16 protein-coding genes are annotated in these 18626 nt (G+C 59.7%); 10 read left to right on the top strand and 6 right to left on the bottom strand.

Going from position 1 to position 18626, the window contains the following annotated elements:
• Window positions 1-172 precede the first annotated feature (172 nt).
• Genes HMPREF9720_RS13865 through HMPREF9720_RS13855 form a run of 3 tightly spaced genes read left to right on the top strand, consistent with a single transcriptional unit; the run spans window position 173 to window position 3714 of the window.
• Window positions 173-1330 carry a mannitol-1-phosphate 5-dehydrogenase gene (locus HMPREF9720_RS13865; RefSeq protein WP_009598985.1) on the top strand — a complete coding sequence of 386 codons (1158 nt, stop codon included), beginning with the start codon at window positions 173-175 and terminating at the stop codon, window positions 1328-1330.
• Window positions 1331-1344: 14 nt separating this feature from the next.
• Entirely contained in the window at window positions 1345-2343 is a 999-nt protein-coding gene (locus tag HMPREF9720_RS13860; RefSeq protein ID WP_009598978.1) for a glycerophosphodiester phosphodiesterase family protein, read from the top strand.
• 21 nt (window positions 2344-2364) lie between these two features.
• The gene (locus HMPREF9720_RS13855) at window positions 2365-3714 is read left to right on the top strand and encodes an MFS transporter (protein WP_009599005.1); all 1350 of its coding nucleotides are present in this window, start codon (window positions 2365-2367) and stop codon (window positions 3712-3714) included.
• Window positions 3715-3811: 97 nt separating this feature from the next.
• Here HMPREF9720_RS13855 and glmS read toward each other — a convergent pair whose 3' ends face one another.
• From glmS to glmM, 5 genes are all read right to left on the bottom strand, one after another.
• Complete coding sequence (gene glmS / locus HMPREF9720_RS13850) at window positions 3812-5656, bottom strand: glutamine--fructose-6-phosphate transaminase (isomerizing) (RefSeq protein ID WP_009598971.1); 1845 nt, start codon at window positions 5654-5656, stop codon at window positions 3812-3814.
• Between the two features lie 98 nt (window positions 5657-5754).
• Window positions 5755-6537 (bottom strand): inositol monophosphatase family protein, encoded by a 783-nt coding sequence (locus HMPREF9720_RS13845; RefSeq protein ID WP_009598986.1) that lies wholly within the window; start codon window positions 6535-6537, stop codon window positions 5755-5757.
• Window positions 6538-6546: 9 nt separating this feature from the next.
• Entirely contained in the window at window positions 6547-7914 is a 1368-nt protein-coding gene (locus tag HMPREF9720_RS13840) for a dipeptidase (protein ID WP_009598961.1), read from the bottom strand.
• Window positions 7915-7926: 12 nt separating this feature from the next.
• Window positions 7927-8367 (bottom strand): copper resistance protein NlpE, encoded by a 441-nt coding sequence (locus tag HMPREF9720_RS13835; protein ID WP_009598987.1) that lies wholly within the window; start codon window positions 8365-8367, stop codon window positions 7927-7929.
• A 10-nt stretch (window positions 8368-8377) separates the two neighbouring features.
• Entirely contained in the window at window positions 8378-9769 is a 1392-nt protein-coding gene (gene glmM, locus HMPREF9720_RS13830) for a phosphoglucosamine mutase (RefSeq protein WP_009598962.1), read from the bottom strand.
• Between the two features lie 111 nt (window positions 9770-9880).
• Here glmM and HMPREF9720_RS13825 point away from each other — a divergent pair, with 111 nt between their 5' ends.
• From HMPREF9720_RS13825 to HMPREF9720_RS13795, 7 genes are read left to right on the top strand one after another with little or no spacing between them, the layout of a single operon-like run.
• Window positions 9881-10762, top strand: a complete 882-nt coding sequence (locus HMPREF9720_RS13825) for a nucleoside phosphorylase (protein WP_175282420.1) — start codon at window positions 9881-9883, stop codon at window positions 10760-10762.
• A gap of 39 nt (window positions 10763-10801) precedes the next feature.
• Entirely contained in the window at window positions 10802-11926 is a 1125-nt protein-coding gene (dnaN, locus tag HMPREF9720_RS13820; protein WP_009598983.1) for a DNA polymerase III subunit beta, read from the top strand.
• A gap of 11 nt (window positions 11927-11937) precedes the next feature.
• Window positions 11938-12705, top strand: a complete 768-nt coding sequence (locus HMPREF9720_RS13815; RefSeq protein WP_009598946.1) for a 3'-5' exonuclease — start codon at window positions 11938-11940, stop codon at window positions 12703-12705.
• Entirely contained in the window at window positions 12702-14537 is a 1836-nt protein-coding gene (locus tag HMPREF9720_RS13810) for a LysM peptidoglycan-binding domain-containing protein (RefSeq protein ID WP_009598968.1), read from the top strand. Before HMPREF9720_RS13815 ends, HMPREF9720_RS13810 begins: the two co-directional genes overlap by 4 nt.
• A gap of 7 nt (window positions 14538-14544) precedes the next feature.
• Window positions 14545-15201 carry a redox-sensing transcriptional repressor Rex gene (locus tag HMPREF9720_RS13805; protein ID WP_009598972.1) on the top strand — a complete coding sequence of 219 codons (657 nt, stop codon included), beginning with the start codon at window positions 14545-14547 and terminating at the stop codon, window positions 15199-15201.
• A 25-nt stretch (window positions 15202-15226) separates the two neighbouring features.
• Window positions 15227-15964 carry an FAD synthetase gene (locus HMPREF9720_RS13800; RefSeq protein WP_009598998.1) on the top strand — a complete coding sequence of 246 codons (738 nt, stop codon included), beginning with the start codon at window positions 15227-15229 and terminating at the stop codon, window positions 15962-15964.
• 3 nt (window positions 15965-15967) lie between these two features.
• Window positions 15968-16381 (top strand): acyl-CoA thioesterase, encoded by a 414-nt coding sequence (locus HMPREF9720_RS13795; RefSeq protein WP_009598976.1) that lies wholly within the window; start codon window positions 15968-15970, stop codon window positions 16379-16381.
• Window positions 16382-16534: 153 nt separating this feature from the next.
• Here HMPREF9720_RS13795 and htpG read toward each other — a convergent pair whose 3' ends face one another.
• Window positions 16535-18598, bottom strand: a complete 2064-nt coding sequence (gene htpG / locus HMPREF9720_RS13790; RefSeq protein ID WP_022044616.1) for a molecular chaperone HtpG — start codon at window positions 18596-18598, stop codon at window positions 16535-16537.
• Window positions 18599-18626: the final 28 nt, after the last annotated feature.

The raw sequence follows: 18626 nt of genomic DNA, 5'->3' as shown, positions 1-18626 counted from the left end.
TGTCACAACCGAACTACACGACCGATGGGAAAAAACCTCTTTCCGGCGCCGGACGCCGCAGCGCAGTCCCCGGCAGCCATGCTCCGGCAGTACGGCGGCACCTGCCGCCGCGTTTTCCCATCCCCGGCGCAGACACATCATGCGATTCTGGTAATCATCAATCATAGATAGAATGAAAAAAGCTATTCAATTCGGAGCGGGCAACATCGGACGCGGATTCATCGGCGCCGTGCTGGAAAAGGCGGGCTACCATGTGGTGTTCGCCGATGTGAACGAACAGATCGTGGACCGGATCAACCGGGACAAGGGCTACACGGTGCAGATCATGGACACCGTATGCGAGGAGGTGCGCATCACCGACATTTCGGCCGTGGATTCGCGGAGTCCCGAACTCGCGCAGCAAATCGCCGAAGCGGAGATCGTCACCACGGCCGTCGGCCTTACGATCCTGCCCCGCATCGCAGGAGCCATCGCCGCGGGCATCGAGGCCCGCAGGGAGCAGGGCGTCGAGCAGCCGCTCAACGTCATCGCCTGCGAAAACGGCGTCCGCGCCACTTCGCAGCTCAAAGCCGCGGTGCTGACGCACCTCGACGCCGCCGGACAGGCCTACTGCGAGCAGTGCGTCGGCTTCCCCGACTGTTCGGTGGACCGCATCGTACCGCCCGTCAAGAGCGAAAACCCGATCGACGTGGTCGTCGAACGCTTCTTCGAATGGAACGTCGAGCGCGCCGCATTCAAGGGCGCCGTACCCGAAATCCCCGGCATGAATCCGGCCGACAACCTGATCGCCTACATCGAGCGCAAGCTCTTCACGCTCAACACGGGCCACGCCATTACGGCCTATCTGGGCCGCATGAAGGGCTACATGACCATCTGCCAGAGCATTTCCGACGAGCAGATCCACGCCGTCGTCAAAGCCGCCATGCGCGAGAGCGGGCGGGGACTGGTGGCGCGTTACGGCTTCGACCGCGACGCCCACTTCGCCTATATCGACAAGATCATCGGCCGCTTTACGAACCCCTACCTCTGCGACGACGTGACCCGCGTGGGCCGCGAACCGCTCCGCAAGCTTTCGGCGGGCGACCGGCTCGTAAAACCGGTCCTCACGGCCCGTCAGTACGGCATCGGCACGCCCAACCTGCTGCTGGGCATCGGCGCGGCCCTGCACTACGACAATCCGGAGGACCCGCAGAGCGTGGAGATGATCGCCATGACCGCACGGCTCGGCGCGGCGGCGGCCGTAGCCGAAATCGCGGAACTGCCCGCCGGCGATCCGCTGCCCGCGCTCGCCGCGCAGGCGTACGCCGAAGTAGAACGAATCATCCGCTAATCCCCGCCTGCGACATGAAAAACACGAAACTGCTACTGCTGGCCGCATGCTGCGCCGCAATCATGCCCGCCTGCGCCCAAGCCCCCCGGCTGCACACCGTGAAGATCGATTCGATCGAGGAGCTGCAGGCCTATTTCACCTACGATCCCGCGCGCGACGTGATCGTCAGCGGCCACCGTGGCGGCATGATGCCCGGCTATCCCGAAAACTGCATCGAGTCGTGCGAAAAGACGCTGTCGCTGATGCCTACCTTCTTCGAAATCGACTTCAGCTTCACCAAGGACAGCGTCATGGTGCTCATGCACGACCTGACGATCGACCGCACGACCACGGGCAAGGGCCTCGTCGCCGACTACACCTACGACGAACTGCGCCGCCTGAACCTCGTGGACCGCGACGGCAAAGTCACGCCCTACAGGATTCCGCGCCTGAAGGATGTGCTGGAATGGGGCAAGGACAAGGTGGTCTTCAACTTCGACAACAAGTACATCAACACCAAAGGCGTGAGCGACGAGGTGCGCCGCGCGAGTCTCGACTACTATATCAGGCAGCTCCGGCCCGGCGGCGAGTGGTCCATGTACCACAACATCATGCTGAGCGTCCGCTCGATCGAAGAGGCGCTCTACTACTGGAACCACGGCATCCGCAACGTCATGTTCTGCGTCGAAATCAGTTCGATGGAGCACTTCCGGGCGTACGAGGCTTCGCCCATTCCGTGGAAATACATCATGGCCTATATCCGTCTGGCGGTCAATCCCGAACTCCAACAGGTCTACGATCTGCTGCACGCCGAGGGCGTGATGACGATGACCTCGATCACCGGATCGTCCGACAAGGTGAAGAATCCCCACGACCGCCGCGTGGCCTACATGCGCGAACTGCTGGCCGAACCCGACATCATCGAGACCGACTATCCCTCCGAATTCATCGGCCTGCCGTGGTCGCGCGACGCGATCCACGCCCTGCAGGACGCCGCCATCCGCGGCAACAGAAGCTCCACCGACCTGAAGTAAAACCCGAACCAACCTGAATAAATGTCTGCAAAACAACTCAATCCGGCATATGCCGGCATGACCGACCAACAGGTCAAACGTTTCAAATACTGGGAATTCCGCACCATGGCGATGTGCATCTTCGGTTACGCGCTCTTCTATTTCGTGCGCAAGAACCTGAGTATCGCCATGCCGTATCTCAACGAGGAGATGGGCATTTCGAAATCCGACCTCGGCCTCTTCCTCACGCTCCACGGACTGATCTACGGACTCTCGAAGTTCGTCAACGGCATCTGGGGCGACCGCAGCAACGCACGCTACTTTCTGGTCACGGGACTCGTTTTCTGCGGCATCTGCAACCTGCTCTTCGGATTCAGCTCCTCGGTGCTGGCGCTGGGCATCTTCTGGATTCTCAACGGCTGGTTCCAAGGCATGGGCGTCCCGCCCTGCACGCGGCTGATGACCCACTGGATCGTCCCCGAACGGCTGGCGACCAAGATGTCGGTCTGGAACACCTCGCACTCGATCGGCGCCGGACTGGCCATCATCTTCTGCGGCTATGTCGTCAGCCTGAACTGGGGCGCATGGTTCGACGCTTCGTCGATGCTCTCGCAGCACTGGCGCTGGTGCTTCCTGCTCCCGGCGACGATCGCCCTGCTGGGTGCGGCCGTCGTCTGGGCCTTCGTCCGCGACACGCCCTCGTCGGTGGGCCTTCCCGAACTCAAGACCGGCAAAACGGCCGAAAAACCGCAGTCCAAAGCGGAGGAGAAGGCCGAATACAAGGCCTTCCTGCGCCGCAAGGTCTTCCTGAATCCGACGATCTGGATCATCGCCGTGGGCAACTTCTTCGTCTACATCGTGCGCTTCGCCGTGCTGGACTGGGGACCGACGATGCTCAAGGAGCACCTGCACATGGACATCAGCCATGCGGGCTGGACCGTCGCGGCGTTCGAAATTGCCGGTATCGCGGGCATGCTGGCCGCAGGCTGGGCCACCGACCGTTTCTTCGGCGGCCGTGCGCCCCGCACGTGCGTCATCTGCATGCTGATGGCCGCCGTGTGTCTGGTGGGACTCTATTCGCTCAACGAGCATACGCCGCTGATCGTGGCCGTTGCGATTCTGATGGCCGCCGGATTCTTCATCTACGGCCCGCAGGCGCTGGTCGGCATCGCCGCGGCCAATATCGCCACCAAGCGCGCCGCCGCTACGGCAGGCGGTTTCTGCGGGCTGTTCGGCTACGGCAGCACGATCGTTTCGGGCTGGGGACTCGGCATGCTGGTGCAGTACACCGACTGGAGCATCGCGCTCTATACGCTGGTGGGCATGGCGCTCGTCGGCACGGCGATCTTCGCCGCCGCATGGAAAGCCAAACCCAACGGCTACGACGACTGACACGAGGTTTTAGGTTAATGATAATGTGTGAGCGAAATCCCCGCAGCCGCGTACGGCTGCGGGGATTTCCATGTTCAGCTATTTTCCGGTGCCGGGGCTATTCCACCGTCACGGACTTGGCCAGATTGCGCGGCTGGTCCACGTTGCGGCCCTTGTTTACGGCGATATAGTACGCCAGCAGCTGCAGCGGCACCGAGACGACGACCGGCATCAGGCAGTCGGTTATCACCGGAACCTCGATCGTGTAATCGGCGCTGCGGCGCACATGCGTATCGTCGCGGGCGATCACGGCGATGATCTTGCCGCCACGGGCGCGGATCTCCTCGATGTTGCTGGCCGTCTTTTCGTAGGTATTGTCCGGCGTGGCGATGGCGACCGTCGGCATTTCGTTGTCGATGAGCGCGATCGCGCCGTGTTTCATCTCGGCGGCGGGGTAGCCCTCGGCGTGGATATAGGAGATTTCCTTCAGTTTGAGCGCGCCTTCCATCGCCGTGGGGTAGTTGTAGCCGCGGCCCAGATAGATGAAATTGTGGGCGTAGGTGAAGATCTTGGAGAGGTCTTCGATCCGCGGGCCGAGCTTCAGCACCTCTTCCAGTACGGCCGGAAGTTCCAGCAGGCCCTTCGCCACCTCACGGTAGTACTCCTCCGTCACGGCGCCCTTCTCGCGGCCCACGGCCAGCGCCAGCATCGCCATCACGGTCACCTGCCCCGTAAATGCCTTGGTCGAAGCCACGCCGATCTCCGGTCCCACATGGATATAGGCGCCCGAATGGGTGGCGCGGGCGATCGAGGAGCCGACGACGTTGCAGATGCCGAAGACGAAAGCCCCGGCCTTGCGGGCCAGTTCGACGGCGGCCAGCGTGTCGGCCGTCTCGCCCGACTGCGACACGGCGATCACGATGTCGTCCTCGTAGATGACCGGATTGCGGTAGCGGAACTCCGAAGCGTACTCCACCTCGACCGGAATCCGGCAGATATTCTCGATCAGGTGCTCGCCGATCAGCGCCGCATGCCACGACGTTCCGCACGCCACGAAGATGATGCGGCGGGCTTGGAGGAATTTCCTGCGGTTGTCGATCACGCCCGACAGCTTCACCTCGCCCGTTTCGGGGTTGATGCGACCGCGGATGCAGTCCACGATGGTCTTGGGCTGTTCGTAAATCTCCTTGAGCATGAAGTGCGGATAGCCGCCCTTTTCGAGCTGCGAAATGCTCATCTGCAGCTTCTTGATGTCTATTTTGCCTTCATGGTTGTCCAGCGTGACGATCTTCAGCGGCTTGTTGCGGTTGATAACGGCGATCTCCCCGTCGTTCACGTAGACGAAATCCTGCGTATACTCGATGATCGACGCGGCGTCGGAACTGAGAAAGTACTCGCCCCGACCGATGCCGATGGCCATGGGGCTGCTCTGGCGCGCCGCGATGATCTCGTCGCGGTTGTTCTTCTCGACCACGGCGATAGCATAGGCGCCGACCACCTGACGGAGCGCCTGCTGCACGGCTTCGAGCAGCGAACAGGCGTTGGTCGAGCGGATATATTCGATCAGGTTCACCAGCACCTCCGAATCGGTGCTGCTGCGGAACGTGTAGCCGTTCTCTTCGAGCGCATCTTTCAGCACCCGGTAATTTTCGATGATTCCGTTGTGTATCAGGGCGATATTCTCCGACTCGGAGCAGTGCGGATGGGCATTGACGTCGTTCGGGACACCATGCGTCGCCCAGCGCGTGTGCGCGATGCCGATATTTCCGCCCAGCTCCTTCCCCGCGAGGAAATGTTCGAGGTCCGAGACCTTGCCCTTGCATTTGTAAACGTTGAGCGCACCGTCCTCATCGACCATCGCCACACCCGCGCTGTCGTAACCGCGGTATTCCAACCGGTGCAAACCTTTCAACAGGATCGGACAGGCTTCGCGCCCGCCGACATATCCTACAATCCCACACATAATTCTTTCAGCATTTTTATCCCGTCAAAAATAAGAAAATATTTTAAAAACGATATTCGAACACCCCGAAATAAGAAAAAAAGCACCGATTTCGGTGCTTAAATGACATATTTCAGAATCTCCCGCACGAGCGTTTCATTGCCCGCGGCCTGCGACACTCCGCGGTCGGGCCTGAAGTCCGCAACGACGCCCCCGGCCTCCCGGACGATCAGATTCGCGGCGCACACGTCCCACTCGTGCAGATCCAGCTCCCAATAACCGTCCAGAAGTCCCGCCGCGACACAGCTCAGGTCGTAGGCCGCCGACCCCAGCCGCCGCACGTCCCGCACGTAGGGGATGATGCGCGCGACGTTGTCGCTGTTGTTGTCCGGATTGACGTCCTTGTCATACGGAAATCCGGTGGCGATGACCGACGTGGCGAGGGTCTGCTTGTCGGAGACGTGCAGCCGCTTCACCTCGCCTGAGCGGCTCTTCATATAAGCCCCGCCGCCTTTCGACGCCCAGAACAGCTCGTTCAGGTAGGGCGCGTAGACAACTCCGGCGATCGTCTCGCCCCGGTATTGCAGGGCGATCGAAACCGAGAAAACAGGAAGCCCCTGACTATAGTTCGTCGTGCCGTCGAGCGGATCGACCACCCAGCGGTAATCGCTCCCGGCACGCCCCATCGAACCGCCCTCCTCGCCCAGTATCTCATGGTCGGGCCAGCGTTCCAGAATCGCCGCGGCGATGTAGGCTTCGCTCTCCTTGTCGGCGCGCGTAACGACGTCGTAGACATTGGATTTCGTGCGGATCGCCAGATCGTCGCCCCGGAAGTAGGCAAACTGGATCTTTCCGGCGCCTTCGGCGAGCGGAAAGATGAAATCGAGAAATTCCCGATACATGGCCGCGCGCTACTTCTGCTCCGCAAAATACTTGTAGAACAGCGGAATGGTCTCGACGCCCTTGTAGAACTGTTCGAGTCCGTAGCTCTCGTTGGGCGAGTGGATCGCGTCTTCGGCCAGTCCGAAGCCGATGAGCAGCGACTTGATGCCCAGAATCGACTCGAAACCGCTGATGATCGGAATCGAGCCGCCCGAATAGAAGGGCAGGGGTTTCTTGCCGAAAGTCTCCGCCACGGCCTTCTCCGCCGCCTTGTAGGCCGGCATGTCGGTCGGCGCGACGTAGGGCATGCCGCCGTGCAGCGACTTGACCGTGACCTTCACGCTCTTGGGTGCGATCGATTTGAAATATTTTTCGAACAGCTTGCTGATCTTGCGGTAATCCTGATTCGGCACCAGCCGCATCGAAATCTTGGCCGACGCCTTCGACGGGATCACCGTCTTGGTGCCCTCCTCGATATAGCCGCCCCAGATGCCGTTCACGTCGAGCGACGGACGCACGCCCGTACGTTCGAGCGTCGTGTAGCCCGCTTCGCCCTCCACGTCGCCGATCGAGAGCGACTTCTTGTAGGCCGCGAGGCTGAACGGCGCCTTGTTGAAGGCCTTGCGCTCGGCCGGAGTGAGCTCGCGCACGTCGTCGTAGAAGCCGGGGATCGTCACACGCCCCTCAGCATCGACCAACTGCGCCACAAGGCGCGTCAGTACGTTGGCAGGGTTGGCGACCGCACCGCCGAACAGCCCCGAATGCAGGTCCTTGTCGGGTCCCGTCACCTCGACCTCCATGTAAGCCAAGCCCCGCAAGCCGCAGGTGATGGAGGGGGTCTGCATCGAGATCATCGAAGTGTCCGATACCAATATAATATCGGCCTTGAGCATCTTTTTGTTCTGCTCGCAGAATTTGTAGAGACTCGGCGAGCCGATCTCCTCCTCGCCCTCCAGCATGAATTTCACGTTGCAGGGCAGGCACTCCTCGGCGCACATCGCCTCGAACGCCTTGGCGTGCATCCAGAGCTGGCCCTTGTCGTCGTCGGCGCCGCGGCCCCATATCCGGCCGTCCCGGATGACAGGCTCGAACGGCTCGGTCCGCCACTCGCTGCGCGGATCGACGGGCATCACGTCGTAATGACCGTAGACCAATACGGTCTTGGCCTTGGGATCGACCGTCTTCTCGGCGTAAACCACCGGATTGCCCTCGGTGGGAAACACCTCGGCATGGTCGGCGCCCGCCTTCACGAGCGCCGCGGCCAGCCATTCGGCGCACCGCGTCATGTCGGGCCGGTGCTCGCTCTGCGCGCTGATCGAAGGGATGCGCAGGAGGTCGAACAACTCGCTGATAAATCGATCTTTATTTGCGTCTATATATTTCTTTACTTTATCCATTTTTCCGGGGTGTTATTCAGTCTTCTTCAATACGTAGTTTTCGTCCAGCGGACCCGTCACGGGCTGCTTGTCGGCGTCGAGCCGGCGCAGGCGGTTCTCCTCGACCTTGTAGTACTCGACCTCCTCGCCGTTTTCGGGAGTCAGGGTCAGCAGGTTGCCCCTCACGGAGTAGCCGCCCTTCGTATCGAATTCCGCATCACGGTCGATGTATTTCATGTGCAGGTCGAAAGTGCCGTCCTTTTTCAGCGTCAGACGGGTCTCGATGCCCGGACAATCGGCTGCCGGAAGCGTTCCGGCATAGGTTCCCTGATAGTCGAGCGATGTCTCGGCCGTGTGCATGTCGGGCATTCCGGCCACGGTCTCCGTGCCGCCGGCAGCCGCCTTTTTCTGGGTGTTTCCGCCGCAGGCCGCAAGCAGGGCGGCAGCCGCGAGGATCAAAATTCCACTTTTCATAATCTATAAATTAAATGTTGCATATCTCTTTTATCTCGCCGATGAAACGCTGCGCCAGCGCGTCGGCCTCGGCCATGGATTTCGCCTCGGTGTAGACGCGGATGATCGGCTCGGTGTTCGATTTGCGCAGATGAACCCAGTTCTCCGCGAAGTCGATTTTCACGCCGTCTATATCGTTCATGTTTTCACCGGCATAACGCTCCTTTATCTCACGCAGTACTTTATCCACATCGATCGCCGGCGTCAGCTCGATCTTGTTCTTCGAGGCAAAGTACGAGGGGTAGGTGGCGCGCAGCTGCGTCATGGTCATCCCCTTGTGGGCGAGCCACGTCAAAAAGAGTGCCGTCCCGACCAGCGCGTCGCGGCCGTAGTGCAACTCCGGATAGATCACGCCGCCGTTGCCTTCGCCGCCGATCACGGCGCCCGTCTCCTTCATCTTGGCCACCACGTTCACCTCGCCGACGGCCGACGCGGAGTATTTGCCGCCGTGCCGTTCGGTAACGTCGCGCAGCGCCCGCGACGAGGAGAGGTTCGAAACGGTGTCGCCGCCCGGATTCTTCGACAGAATATAGTCGGCCACGGCAACCAGCGTATACTCCTCGACGAACATCGAGCCGTCCTCGCTGACCAGCGCCAGCCGGTCCACGTCGGGATCGACGACGATGCCCAGATCGGCTTTCTCGCGGCGGATCGTCTCCGCGATTCCGGTCAGGTTTTCGGGCAGCGGTTCGGGGTTGTGGGCGAATTCGCCCGTCGGGTCGCAGTTCAGCTCCACGACTTCGCACCCCAGCCGCCGCAGGAGTTCGGGCATAACGATGCCGCCCACGGAATTCACGGCGTCCACGACCACCTTGAAGCGGCGTTTGCGGACCGCCTCGGCGTCCACGAGCGGAAGCGCCAGCACCTGCTCGATATGCGTCCGGTTGAACGGTTCGCGCGAAAGCACATGCCCGATGCCGTCCACGCCGGGGTACTCGAAGCCCTCCTCCTCGGCCATCGCCAGCACGCGCTTGCCCTCGGCGTCGGTGAGGAATTCGCCGTCGGAGTTGAGCAGCTTCAGGGCGTTCCACTGACGCGGGTTGTGCGACGCGGTGATGATGATGCCGCCGTCGGCCCGCTTGGTGATGACGGCCATCTCGGTGCCCGGCGTGGTGCAGAGCCCGACGTTGATCACGTCGGCGCCGCAGGCCAGCAAGGTGCCCTCGACCAGATCGGAGACCATTTCGCCCGAAATACGGGCGTCGCGGCCTACGACTATGGTAAGTTTTTTGCCGGGATTCCGCTCGGCGATCAGACGTGCGTATGCGGTGGTGAATTTCACGACGTCGGGGGGCGTCAGGTTCTCGGCCTGCGCCCCGCCCACCGTGCCGCGGATACCGGAAATGGATTTGATGAGTGTCATATTTTAAAGAGGTTTATCTATACATATATTTATGAAAAATTGTCTTCGAAGTTTTGATATTCGAGGTAAATATATTACTTTTATGCCAATTATGAAAATTAAAAAACGACTATTATGAGAACGATTCCTGCTTCCGAATTGATTATCAACGACGACGGTTCGATTTTCCACCTGCACCTGCTGCCGGAGCAGCTCGCCGACACGGTGATTCTCGTCGGAGACCCCGGCCGCGTGGCCTTGGTTGCGGAATTTTTCGACACCAGAGAATGCGAAGTCGCCAACCGCGAATTCAAGACCGTGACGGGCACCTACAAGGGAAAACGCATGACGGTACTTTCGACGGGCATCGGCATCGGCAATATCGACATCTCGGTCACGGAGCTGGACGCGCTGGCCAACGTCGATTTCGCCACCCGGCAGGAGAAGGCGCAGAAACGGCAGCTGACGCTGGTGCGTCTGGGCACTTCGGGCGCCATCCAGCCCGACATCAAGGTAGGGGAGTTCGTCTTCTCGCGTACGTCGGTGGGCTTCGACGGCCTGCTGAACTACTACAAGGGCCGCAACGAAATCTGCGACCTCGCCATCGAAAAGGCCTTCATGGAGCACGTCGGCTGGAACGAACTGCTTCCCAAGCCCTACTTCATCGACGCCGACAAGACGCTGTTCGAGCACTTCCGCGACGTGACGCGCGAGGGCATCACCATCGCCGCTCCGGGCTTCTATGCGCCGCAGGGCCGCTGGGTGCGTCTCGAACCGCAGGATGCGCGGCTCAACGAGAAGATCGAATCGTTCGACTACCGCGGACGCCGCATCACCAACTTCGAAATGGAGGGTTCGGCGCTGGCCGGTCTGGCGGCCCTGATGGGCCACCGCGCCGCCACGATCTGCACCATCATCGCCCAGCGCATCGCCCAGAACGTCGATACGGACTACAAACCCTTCGTGCGCAAGATGATCTCCACGGCGCTCGACAAACTCGCAGTTTTAGAATAACAGAAACCATAACAGAAAATAAAGAAAGGAAACAAACGTATGAAATTTTCAGTATCAAGCTCGGCCCTGCTCTCGCTTCTGGCTACCACCGGCAAGGTTATCAGCAATAAGAACACGCTTCCCATTTTGGATTACTTCCTGATGGAGCTGAGCGGCAACGAACTGAAGGTCACGACTTCGGACCTCGAAACGACGCTCATCGGCTCCATTACGGTAGACAGCGTGGAGAGCGAGGGAACCATCGCCGCACCCGCCAAACTGATGCTCGACTCCCTGAAGGAGTTCTCCGAACTGCCGCTGACCATCGACGTAAACGATAAGAATTGGGAAATCACGATCAACTGGAAGAGCGGTTCGCTCTCGATTCCCGGCGCGAGCGCCGTGAGCTATCCCGCCGTACCACAGCTGAGCGCCGAGAAGAAGGAGCTGAGCATGGACGTGGATACGCTGGTCAACGGCATCAACAAGACGATCTTCGCCACGGCCGACGACGAACTGCGTCCCGTGATGAACGGCATCTACATCAATCTGGCGCCCGGCGCGCTGACGTTCGTGGGCACCGACGCGCACAAGCTCGTGAAGTACGAGTCCGAGACCGCGAACGAGGTCACGGCTTCGTTCATCCTGCCCAAGAAACCGGCCAACCTGCTCAAATCGGTGCTGCTGAAGGAGGACGACGCCATCGAGATGAGCTTCGACTCGAAAAACGCGCTCTTCAAGCTCAAGAGCCACACGCTCGTCTGCCGTCTGATCGAGGGCAACTACCCGAACTACAACGCCGTGATTCCGGCCAATAACCCCAACAAGGTGCTGGTGGACCGCGTCGAGCTGGTGAACGGCATCAAGCGCGTGGCGGTCTGCTCGAATCCGACCACCAACCTGATCCGCATGGACATCGGCGACAACCGGATCAACCTCACGGCGCAGGACATCGACTTCTCGGTGTCGGCCAACGAGACCATTTCGTGCAGCTACGACGGCGAGGAGATCACGATCGGCTTCAAATCGACGTTCCTCGTCGAGATACTCTCGAACATGGACACGCCGACCGTGGTGATCGAACTGGCCGACTCGACCCGTGCCGGCGTCTTCAAACCCGTATATGACGACAAGCAGACAAGCTCGACGCTCATGCTGCTCATGCCGATGATGATCAACGCATAACGGCCCCTCAGATGAAGTTAAACCTCAAGCGCCCGATCATCTTCTTCGACCTCGAAACGACCGGCGTGGACACCGCCAAAGACCGCATCGTCGAGATTTCGATGGCCAAGATCATGCCCGACGGCGAAGAGATCGTCAAAACCCGCAAGCTCAATCCGGAAATGCACATTCCGGAGGAGGCTACCGCCATCCACGGCATTACGGACGAGGACGTCAAGGATTGCCCGACCTTCGCGCAGGTCGCCAAGTCGCTCGAACAGTTCATCCGCGGCTGCGACTTCGGAGGGTTCAATTCGAACCGCTTCGACCTGCCGGTGCTGGTCGAGGAGTTCCTGCGCGCGGGAGTGGACGTGGACTTCAAGCGCCGCAAATTCATCGACGTGCAGAACATCTTCCACAAGAAGGAGCAGCGCACGCTGGTGGCGGCCTACAAGTTCTACTGCGACAAGGATCTGGACGACGCACACTCGGCCGAGGCCGACACGCTGGCGACCTACGAGGTGCTCAAGGCCCAGCTGGAGCGTTATCCCGATCTGGAGAACGACATCGACAAGCTGGCCGAATTCTCGACCCGCGCCGAAACGGCCGACTACGCCGGACGCATCCTCTTCAACGAAAAAGGCGAGGAGGTCTTCGGATTCGGCAAATACAAGGGCCGCAGCGTGGAGGAGGTCTTCCGCATGGAACCGAGTTATTACGCATGGATGATGAACGGCGATTTCCCGCTCTACACCAAGAAGGTCATCACCGAAATCCGCATGCGCGAAAAACTGAAATGACGATGAAGCGACTTTGTGCGACAGTCTTGCTGCTCCTGTTGAGCGTGTGCGCCTTCGCGGTGCAGAAGTCGGGAACGATCGTTTACATCAACGGCTCGAAATTCTACATCCATACGGTGCAGCCCGGCGAAACGCTTTACGGGCTGTCTAAGGCGTACGAGGTGGGCGAGAAGGTGATTCTTCAGTACAATCCGTCGGCAGGCGGCGGGCTGAAGGCGGGGGAGAACGTCAAGATACCCTTCGTGACGGCCGTGCCCGAACCCAAGTCGGAGCGGAAGCTGCGCAGGACCTTCGACTCCCACACCGTCGCGCAGGGCGAAACCCTGTACGCCATTTCGCGCAAGTACGAAATCCCGATCCAGACCGTCATCGAGGACAATCCGAATCTCGATCCGACCAACCTGCGGCTCGGAGAGCGCATCCTGATCCGCAAGAAGGAGATCGGCTCCGAAGACGAGGCCGGCGCCAAGGAGCAGTGGGAAGCCTACCGCAATACGCTCAACAGCGTCGCCGAGGAGGGTTATGCCTATCATATGGTCAAGCCGGGCGAAACCTTCTATTCGCTGTCACGCCGCTTCGGCATCACCGAAGAGCAGCTCGGCTCGCTCAACGGAGGGCTGAAACCCGCCGACCTGAAAGCCGGAGCGATCATCAAGGTTCCGGGTTCTCCCGAAGAGCTGGCCGCCGGGGAGCGGCAGCCTGCCGACACCGTGCGCGCGGACTCCGTCCCCGACCTCTCCGCCGACAACAGGGTGAAGGAGATCGAATTCCGCGCACTGCGGCGCAGTGCGACGCTCGACGTCGCCCTGCTGCTGCCGATGGACGCCGGCACCCCCAATCCCAGCTATCTGGAGTTTTATCAGGGATTCCTGCTCGGACTGGACAGCGTGAAGACCAAATACGGCTATTCGGTGAACGTCTGTCTGTATAACACGGCCCGCGATGCGGAGAAAATCCGCGAAATCACCGAGAGCGACGCCTTCCGCAATACCGACCTGATCATCGGTCCGGTCTACGAGGAGGGGCTGTATCCGGTCATCCGGTTCGCCGAGGAGCACAACGTGCCCGTCGTTTCGCCGCTGGCCAACATCACGGGCATGAACAGCGACGTGCTGTTCCAGATGGCGCCCGACCCGGCGCACAAATGGGAAAAGGCCGCCGAACTGGTGAACGGGGACCGGCAGGTAGCGCTGATCTACACCGAAAGTACGGACAAGGAGTTCGAGAAGGAGATACTGACGCTGCTCGGCGATTCGGACTATAAGAAGCATACCTATAAATATGTCCATCCGTCGGCCCGCACGAACAGCAATTCGGGCGACCTGACGCCGCTGCTGGACAACGGCGCCGACAACGTATTCATCGTCATGTCCGACAACGAGGTGGACGTGGACCGCATTCTGGCGGCCATCGCTTCGGCCGACACCAACATATCGAGCCGCGGCCGCACGGCCCCCCGGTTCGTCGTGCTGGGCAATACCCGCTGGAACCGCATGAACAACATCGACCGCACGATGTTCTTCAAGGACCGCGTGATCTTCATCTCGACCTACCACGCCAAGCGCGACTCGCAGACGATTCTCGACTTCGACAGCGCCTATATCCGCTCCTTCGGGTCACTGCCCACGCTCTTCTCGTACCGCGGCTACGATGCGGCGGTGATCTTCTGCCCCGCGATGTACAACGACATCGAGTACGACATGGAAGGCCGGAGTTACGCGCCCCTTCAGACCTCCTATCTCTTCGGACAGGGCGAGGGGCGCCACAACCACGTCAACCGCAGCTGGATGAGAGTCAACTACAACAGCGACTTCACGATAACCGTCGAATAGCAAGACTATGGCATCTTTGACAAACGCAATACCCGAAAAAACCATCGAGCGTCTGAGCGAATACCGCCGCACGCTGCTGGCGAGCCACAAACAGGGGATCACGCATATCTTCTCGCACGTGCTGGCGGGCATCCACGGCATCACGGCCGTGCAGGTCCGGCGCGACCTGATGCTGATCGGCTTTTCGAGCGATACGAAGAAAGGGTACGACGTGCAGGTGCTCATCGAATACATCAGCCGAATCCTCGACAGCCCTTCGCAGATGAATATCGCCGTGCTGGGCATGGGACACCTCGGACAGGCCATCACCAAATATTTCAACGGCAAGGGACTCAAACTGAAAATCACCGCCGCGTTCGACGTCGATCCCGGCAAGGTCGGCAAGACCATCGACGGCATTCCGTGCTATCACATGGATACGTTCGAAGAGATCGTCGAGGACAAGGACATCAGCATCGTGATCGTCTCCTCGCCGACGCAGGTGGCGCCCAGTCTGGTCGTTCCGATCATCAACGCCGGAATCCGTGGCGTGCTGAACTTCACCTCCACGCCGCTGAACTTTCCGCAGGGCATCGTAGTCGAGAATTACGACATCACCACGCTGCTCGAAAAAGTAGCCTACTTCGTCAAGGAGAACGAAGAGAAAAACAGCAGCAACACCTAAACAAAGAGCGGCAGGAGAGAGAGCAATGAGGGTTTTTCACGGTTTCGAAGCGCTTCCGCATTTCACGCATCCGGCGGTGACCGTCGGATCGTACGACGGCGTGCACAGCGGCCATCTGAAACTGCTGCGCACCGTGACCGCCGCGGCCCGCGGGCAGGGCGGCGAAAGCATCGTATTCACCTTCGAGCCGCATCCCCGTATCACGCTCGGCAAGGCCGACGGCCTGCGCCTGCTGACGACGCTCGACGAGAAAATCTGCCTCCTCGAACGGCTGGGGATCGACAATCTGGTCATCATCCCCTTCGACAGAGCCTTCAGCCGGCTGGCTCCCGACGAATTCGTCCGCGACTGTCTCGTAGGCCATACGGGAGCCGAAACGCTCGTCGTAGGCTTCAACCACCGCTTCGGACACGACAAACAGGGCAGTTACGATTATCTGGACAGCCACGGATTCGGCCTGCGCGTAATAGAGGTTTCCGAATGCGACGTGGACGCCGAAAAAGTCAGTTCGACGGTGATCCGGCAATTGGTCGGCGAGGGAAAGATGGCGCGCGCCGCACGTCTGCTGGCGCATCCCTATCTGGTAATCGGCCGGGCGCTGCGCAACCGCATCCGGGTGGAGGACCCGCTGAAACTCCTGCCCCCTCCGGGCGAATACGACGCACACATCAACGGCAAGCCGACCCGGCTCACGGTCGATGCCGCTCAGGAACTGATAACCCGCGACATACTGCCCGAAGGGCGTGTCGTCATAACATTTTAAACCATGCTGAGTTACGACTGTCAAATAAGGGTTTGGTACAAGCATACCGACCAGATGGCGATCTGCCACCACTCGAACTATATCTGCTATTACGAAGCCGCGCGCAGCGAACTGCTCCGCTGGCTGGGCATGTCTTTCGCCGAGGTCGAGAAGCGGGGCATCATGATGCCGATTCTGGAGGTGCAGTCCAAATACCACCGTCCGGCCTATTACGACGAACTGCTCACCGTACGCATCATGCTGAAAGAGCTTCCCACGGCCCGCATCAACTTCTTCTACGAAATCTACAACGAAAAGGGCGACCTGCTCAATACGGGCATGACGCAGCTGGGCTTCATCCACAGCGACACGCGCCGCCCGTGCCGCGTTCCCGACTGGTTCCTGCAGCTGGTCACCAACAAGTGGACGGAGGAGTAGAAGCGGCAGCGACACCTCCGATGATTCCCGCTACGGCAAGGCTCCGGAGCGACGCAATGGCGGAGACTCCAACGGAACGATACTGAAAAACACCGCATACGAAAGAACCGCACCCATCGGGATGCGGTTCTTTTTTCCGGAACGCGACTCCGGCTATTTTTCGATCAGCGAAATCGAACGCTGGATGAAGTCGGTCAGGTTCTTGCCCTTGAGCATGCCGTTGGTCAGCAGCGCAAGGTCGATGATCTGCTTGACGAGCCGGTTTTCGCCGCCGATCTCGCGCAGCCGCTCGTTGCGCTCGTCGCGCAGCGTGACGATCTTCTTCGACAGCTCCTCGCGCGTCGATTTCTCTTCGGGAGTCAGCTCCTCTTCCTTCTTGCCCTTCACCACCTCGTCGAAGCGGTTCTCCTCGGCGACCGCCGCGTCGATCTTCTTGGTGATCGACTTCAGCTTGTCGCCATAGGCCTTCTCCGCGTCGGAGAGAATGTCGGCGACGATGGGGTGGTTGCCGTTTACCGCAATGGTGAAGTTGTCGGGCATCTGTCCGTAGAACTGGCTCATGCCGCCTCCGCCGCCCATCGCGGCCATCTCTTTCATACGGCGCATGAATTCGTTCTGCGTGATGACCACGGGCGCTTCGTCGGGCGACATGGCCTCGAACGAAATGTTGTAATGGATCTTGTCGTCCTTGGGCATCTGGCTCTCGAATACCGGGCGCAGCAGCTCCTGCTGGGCTTCGGTGAGCGACATCTTGATATTCTCCTCCTTCTGGATCAGCTTGTCGATCACGTCGCTGTCCACACGCACGAAACGCGTCTCCTTGTTCTTCGACTCGTACCAGTTGATATAGTGGTTGTCCAGCTGACCGTCCATCAGCAGCACGTCGTACCCCTTGGCCTTGGCCGCTTCGAGGAACGTGTGCTTCTCCACGGGATCGTCCACATAGAGGAAGACGACCGTCTTGTTCTTGTCGGTCTGGTTCTCCTTCACCTTCTCCAGATACTCCGCAGGCGTGAAATACTTGCCCTCGATGTTCTTCCAGAGCATGAACTCCTGCGCCTTCTCGGAGAACTTCTCGTCGGTCAGGATGCCGTATTCGATGAATATTTTCAGATCGTCCCACTTCGCCTCGTAGTCCGCGCGCATGGTGTTGAACAGCTCCTGCAGACGGTCGGCGACCTTGCGGGTGATGTAGCTCGAAATCTTCTTCACGTTGGAGTCGCTCTGCAGGTAGCTCCGCGACACGTTGAGCGGAATGTCGGGCGAGTCGATCACGCCGTGCAGCAGCGTCAGGTATTCCGGCACGATGCCCTCGACCTGATCCGTCACATACACCTGATTCGAATAGAGCTGAATCTTGTTCTTCTGTATCTCGAAGTTGTTGTGGATCTTCGGGAAATAGAGGATGCCCGTCAGGTGGAACGGATAGTCGATATTCAGGTGGATCGAGAACAGCGGCTCGTCGCTCAGCGGGTATAGCTCATGATAGAACTCCTTGTACTGCTCCTCGGTGATGTCGGCGGGTTTGCGCGTCCAGAGCGGATCGATGTTGTTGATGATGTTGTCCTTGTCGGTATCGACGTACTTGCCGTCCTTCCACTCCTTGACCTTGCCGAAAGCGATGGGCACGGGCAGGAACCGGCAGTATTTGCGCAGCAGCTCCTCGACCTTCGAACTTTCGGCGTACTCCAGCGAATCCTCCGAAAGATGCAGGACGATCGTCGTGCCGCGGTCATGCTCCGCATCGGTCTCCTCCATTTCGAATTCGGGCGTGCCGGTGCAGCTCCAATGCACGGTCTTGGCCTCTTTCTTATAGGATTTGGTGAAGATCTCGACCTTGTCGGCCACCATGAACGACGAGTAGAAGCCCAGTCCGAAATGACCGATGATCGACTGGTTCTTGTACTTCTCCATAAACTCCTCGGCGCCTGAGAAGGCGATCTGGTTGATATACTTGTCCACCTCTTCGGCGGTCATGCCCACACCGCGGTCGGTCACGGTCAGCGTTTTGGCCTCCTTGTCCACGGCGACGTGAATCGTCAGGTCGCCCAGCTCGCCCTTCATTTCGCCGATCGACGAAAGCGTCTTCAGTTTCTGGGTAGCATCGACCGCATTGGAAATCAGCTCGCGCAGGAAAATTTCATGGTCCGAATAGAGGAACTTTTTAATCACGGGGAAGATATTCTCCGTCGTAACCCCGATTTTGCCGTTTTTCATAGTTTTATATTTAGCTGTATTTTGATTC

It is taken from the genome of Alistipes sp. HGB5 (assembly GCF_000183485.2).
Classification (GTDB): Bacteria; Bacteroidota; Bacteroidia; order Bacteroidales; family Rikenellaceae; genus Alistipes; species Alistipes finegoldii.
The sequence above is the reverse complement of the archived record's forward strand: the minus strand, read 5'-3'. Positions and strand labels throughout refer to the sequence as shown.

Bases quoted from the DNA above. Each gene is read 5' to 3' on its own strand.
- htpG (WP_022044616.1), bottom strand. From the start codon at position 18,598: ATGAAAAACGGCAAAATCGGGGTTACGACGGAGAATATCTTCCCCGTG.
- HMPREF9720_RS13795 (WP_009598976.1), top strand. From the start codon at position 15,968: ATGCTGAGTTACGACTGTCAAATAAGGGTTTGGTACAAGCATACCGAC.
- HMPREF9720_RS13805 (WP_009598972.1), top strand. From the start codon at position 14,545: ATGGCATCTTTGACAAACGCAATACCCGAAAAAACCATCGAGCGTCTG.
- dnaN (WP_009598983.1), top strand. From the start codon at position 10,802: ATGAAATTTTCAGTATCAAGCTCGGCCCTGCTCTCGCTTCTGGCTACC.
- HMPREF9720_RS13800 (WP_009598998.1), top strand. From the start codon at position 15,227: ATGAGGGTTTTTCACGGTTTCGAAGCGCTTCCGCATTTCACGCATCCG.
- glmS (WP_009598971.1), bottom strand. From the start codon at position 5,656: ATGTGTGGGATTGTAGGATATGTCGGCGGGCGCGAAGCCTGTCCGATC.
- HMPREF9720_RS13810 (WP_009598968.1), top strand. From the start codon at position 12,702: ATGACGATGAAGCGACTTTGTGCGACAGTCTTGCTGCTCCTGTTGAGC.
- HMPREF9720_RS13855 (WP_009599005.1), top strand. From the start codon at position 2,365: ATGTCTGCAAAACAACTCAATCCGGCATATGCCGGCATGACCGACCAA.
- HMPREF9720_RS13845 (WP_009598986.1), bottom strand. From the start codon at position 6,537: ATGTATCGGGAATTTCTCGATTTCATCTTTCCGCTCGCCGAAGGCGCC.
- glmM (WP_009598962.1), bottom strand. From the start codon at position 9,769: ATGACACTCATCAAATCCATTTCCGGTATCCGCGGCACGGTGGGCGGG.
- HMPREF9720_RS13865 (WP_009598985.1), top strand. From the start codon at position 173: ATGAAAAAAGCTATTCAATTCGGAGCGGGCAACATCGGACGCGGATTC.
- HMPREF9720_RS13835 (WP_009598987.1), bottom strand. From the start codon at position 8,367: ATGAAAAGTGGAATTTTGATCCTCGCGGCTGCCGCCCTGCTTGCGGCC.
- HMPREF9720_RS13860 (WP_009598978.1), top strand. From the start codon at position 1,345: ATGAAAAACACGAAACTGCTACTGCTGGCCGCATGCTGCGCCGCAATC.
- HMPREF9720_RS13840 (WP_009598961.1), bottom strand. From the start codon at position 7,914: ATGGATAAAGTAAAGAAATATATAGACGCAAATAAAGATCGATTTATC.
- HMPREF9720_RS13815 (WP_009598946.1), top strand. From the start codon at position 11,938: ATGAAGTTAAACCTCAAGCGCCCGATCATCTTCTTCGACCTCGAAACG.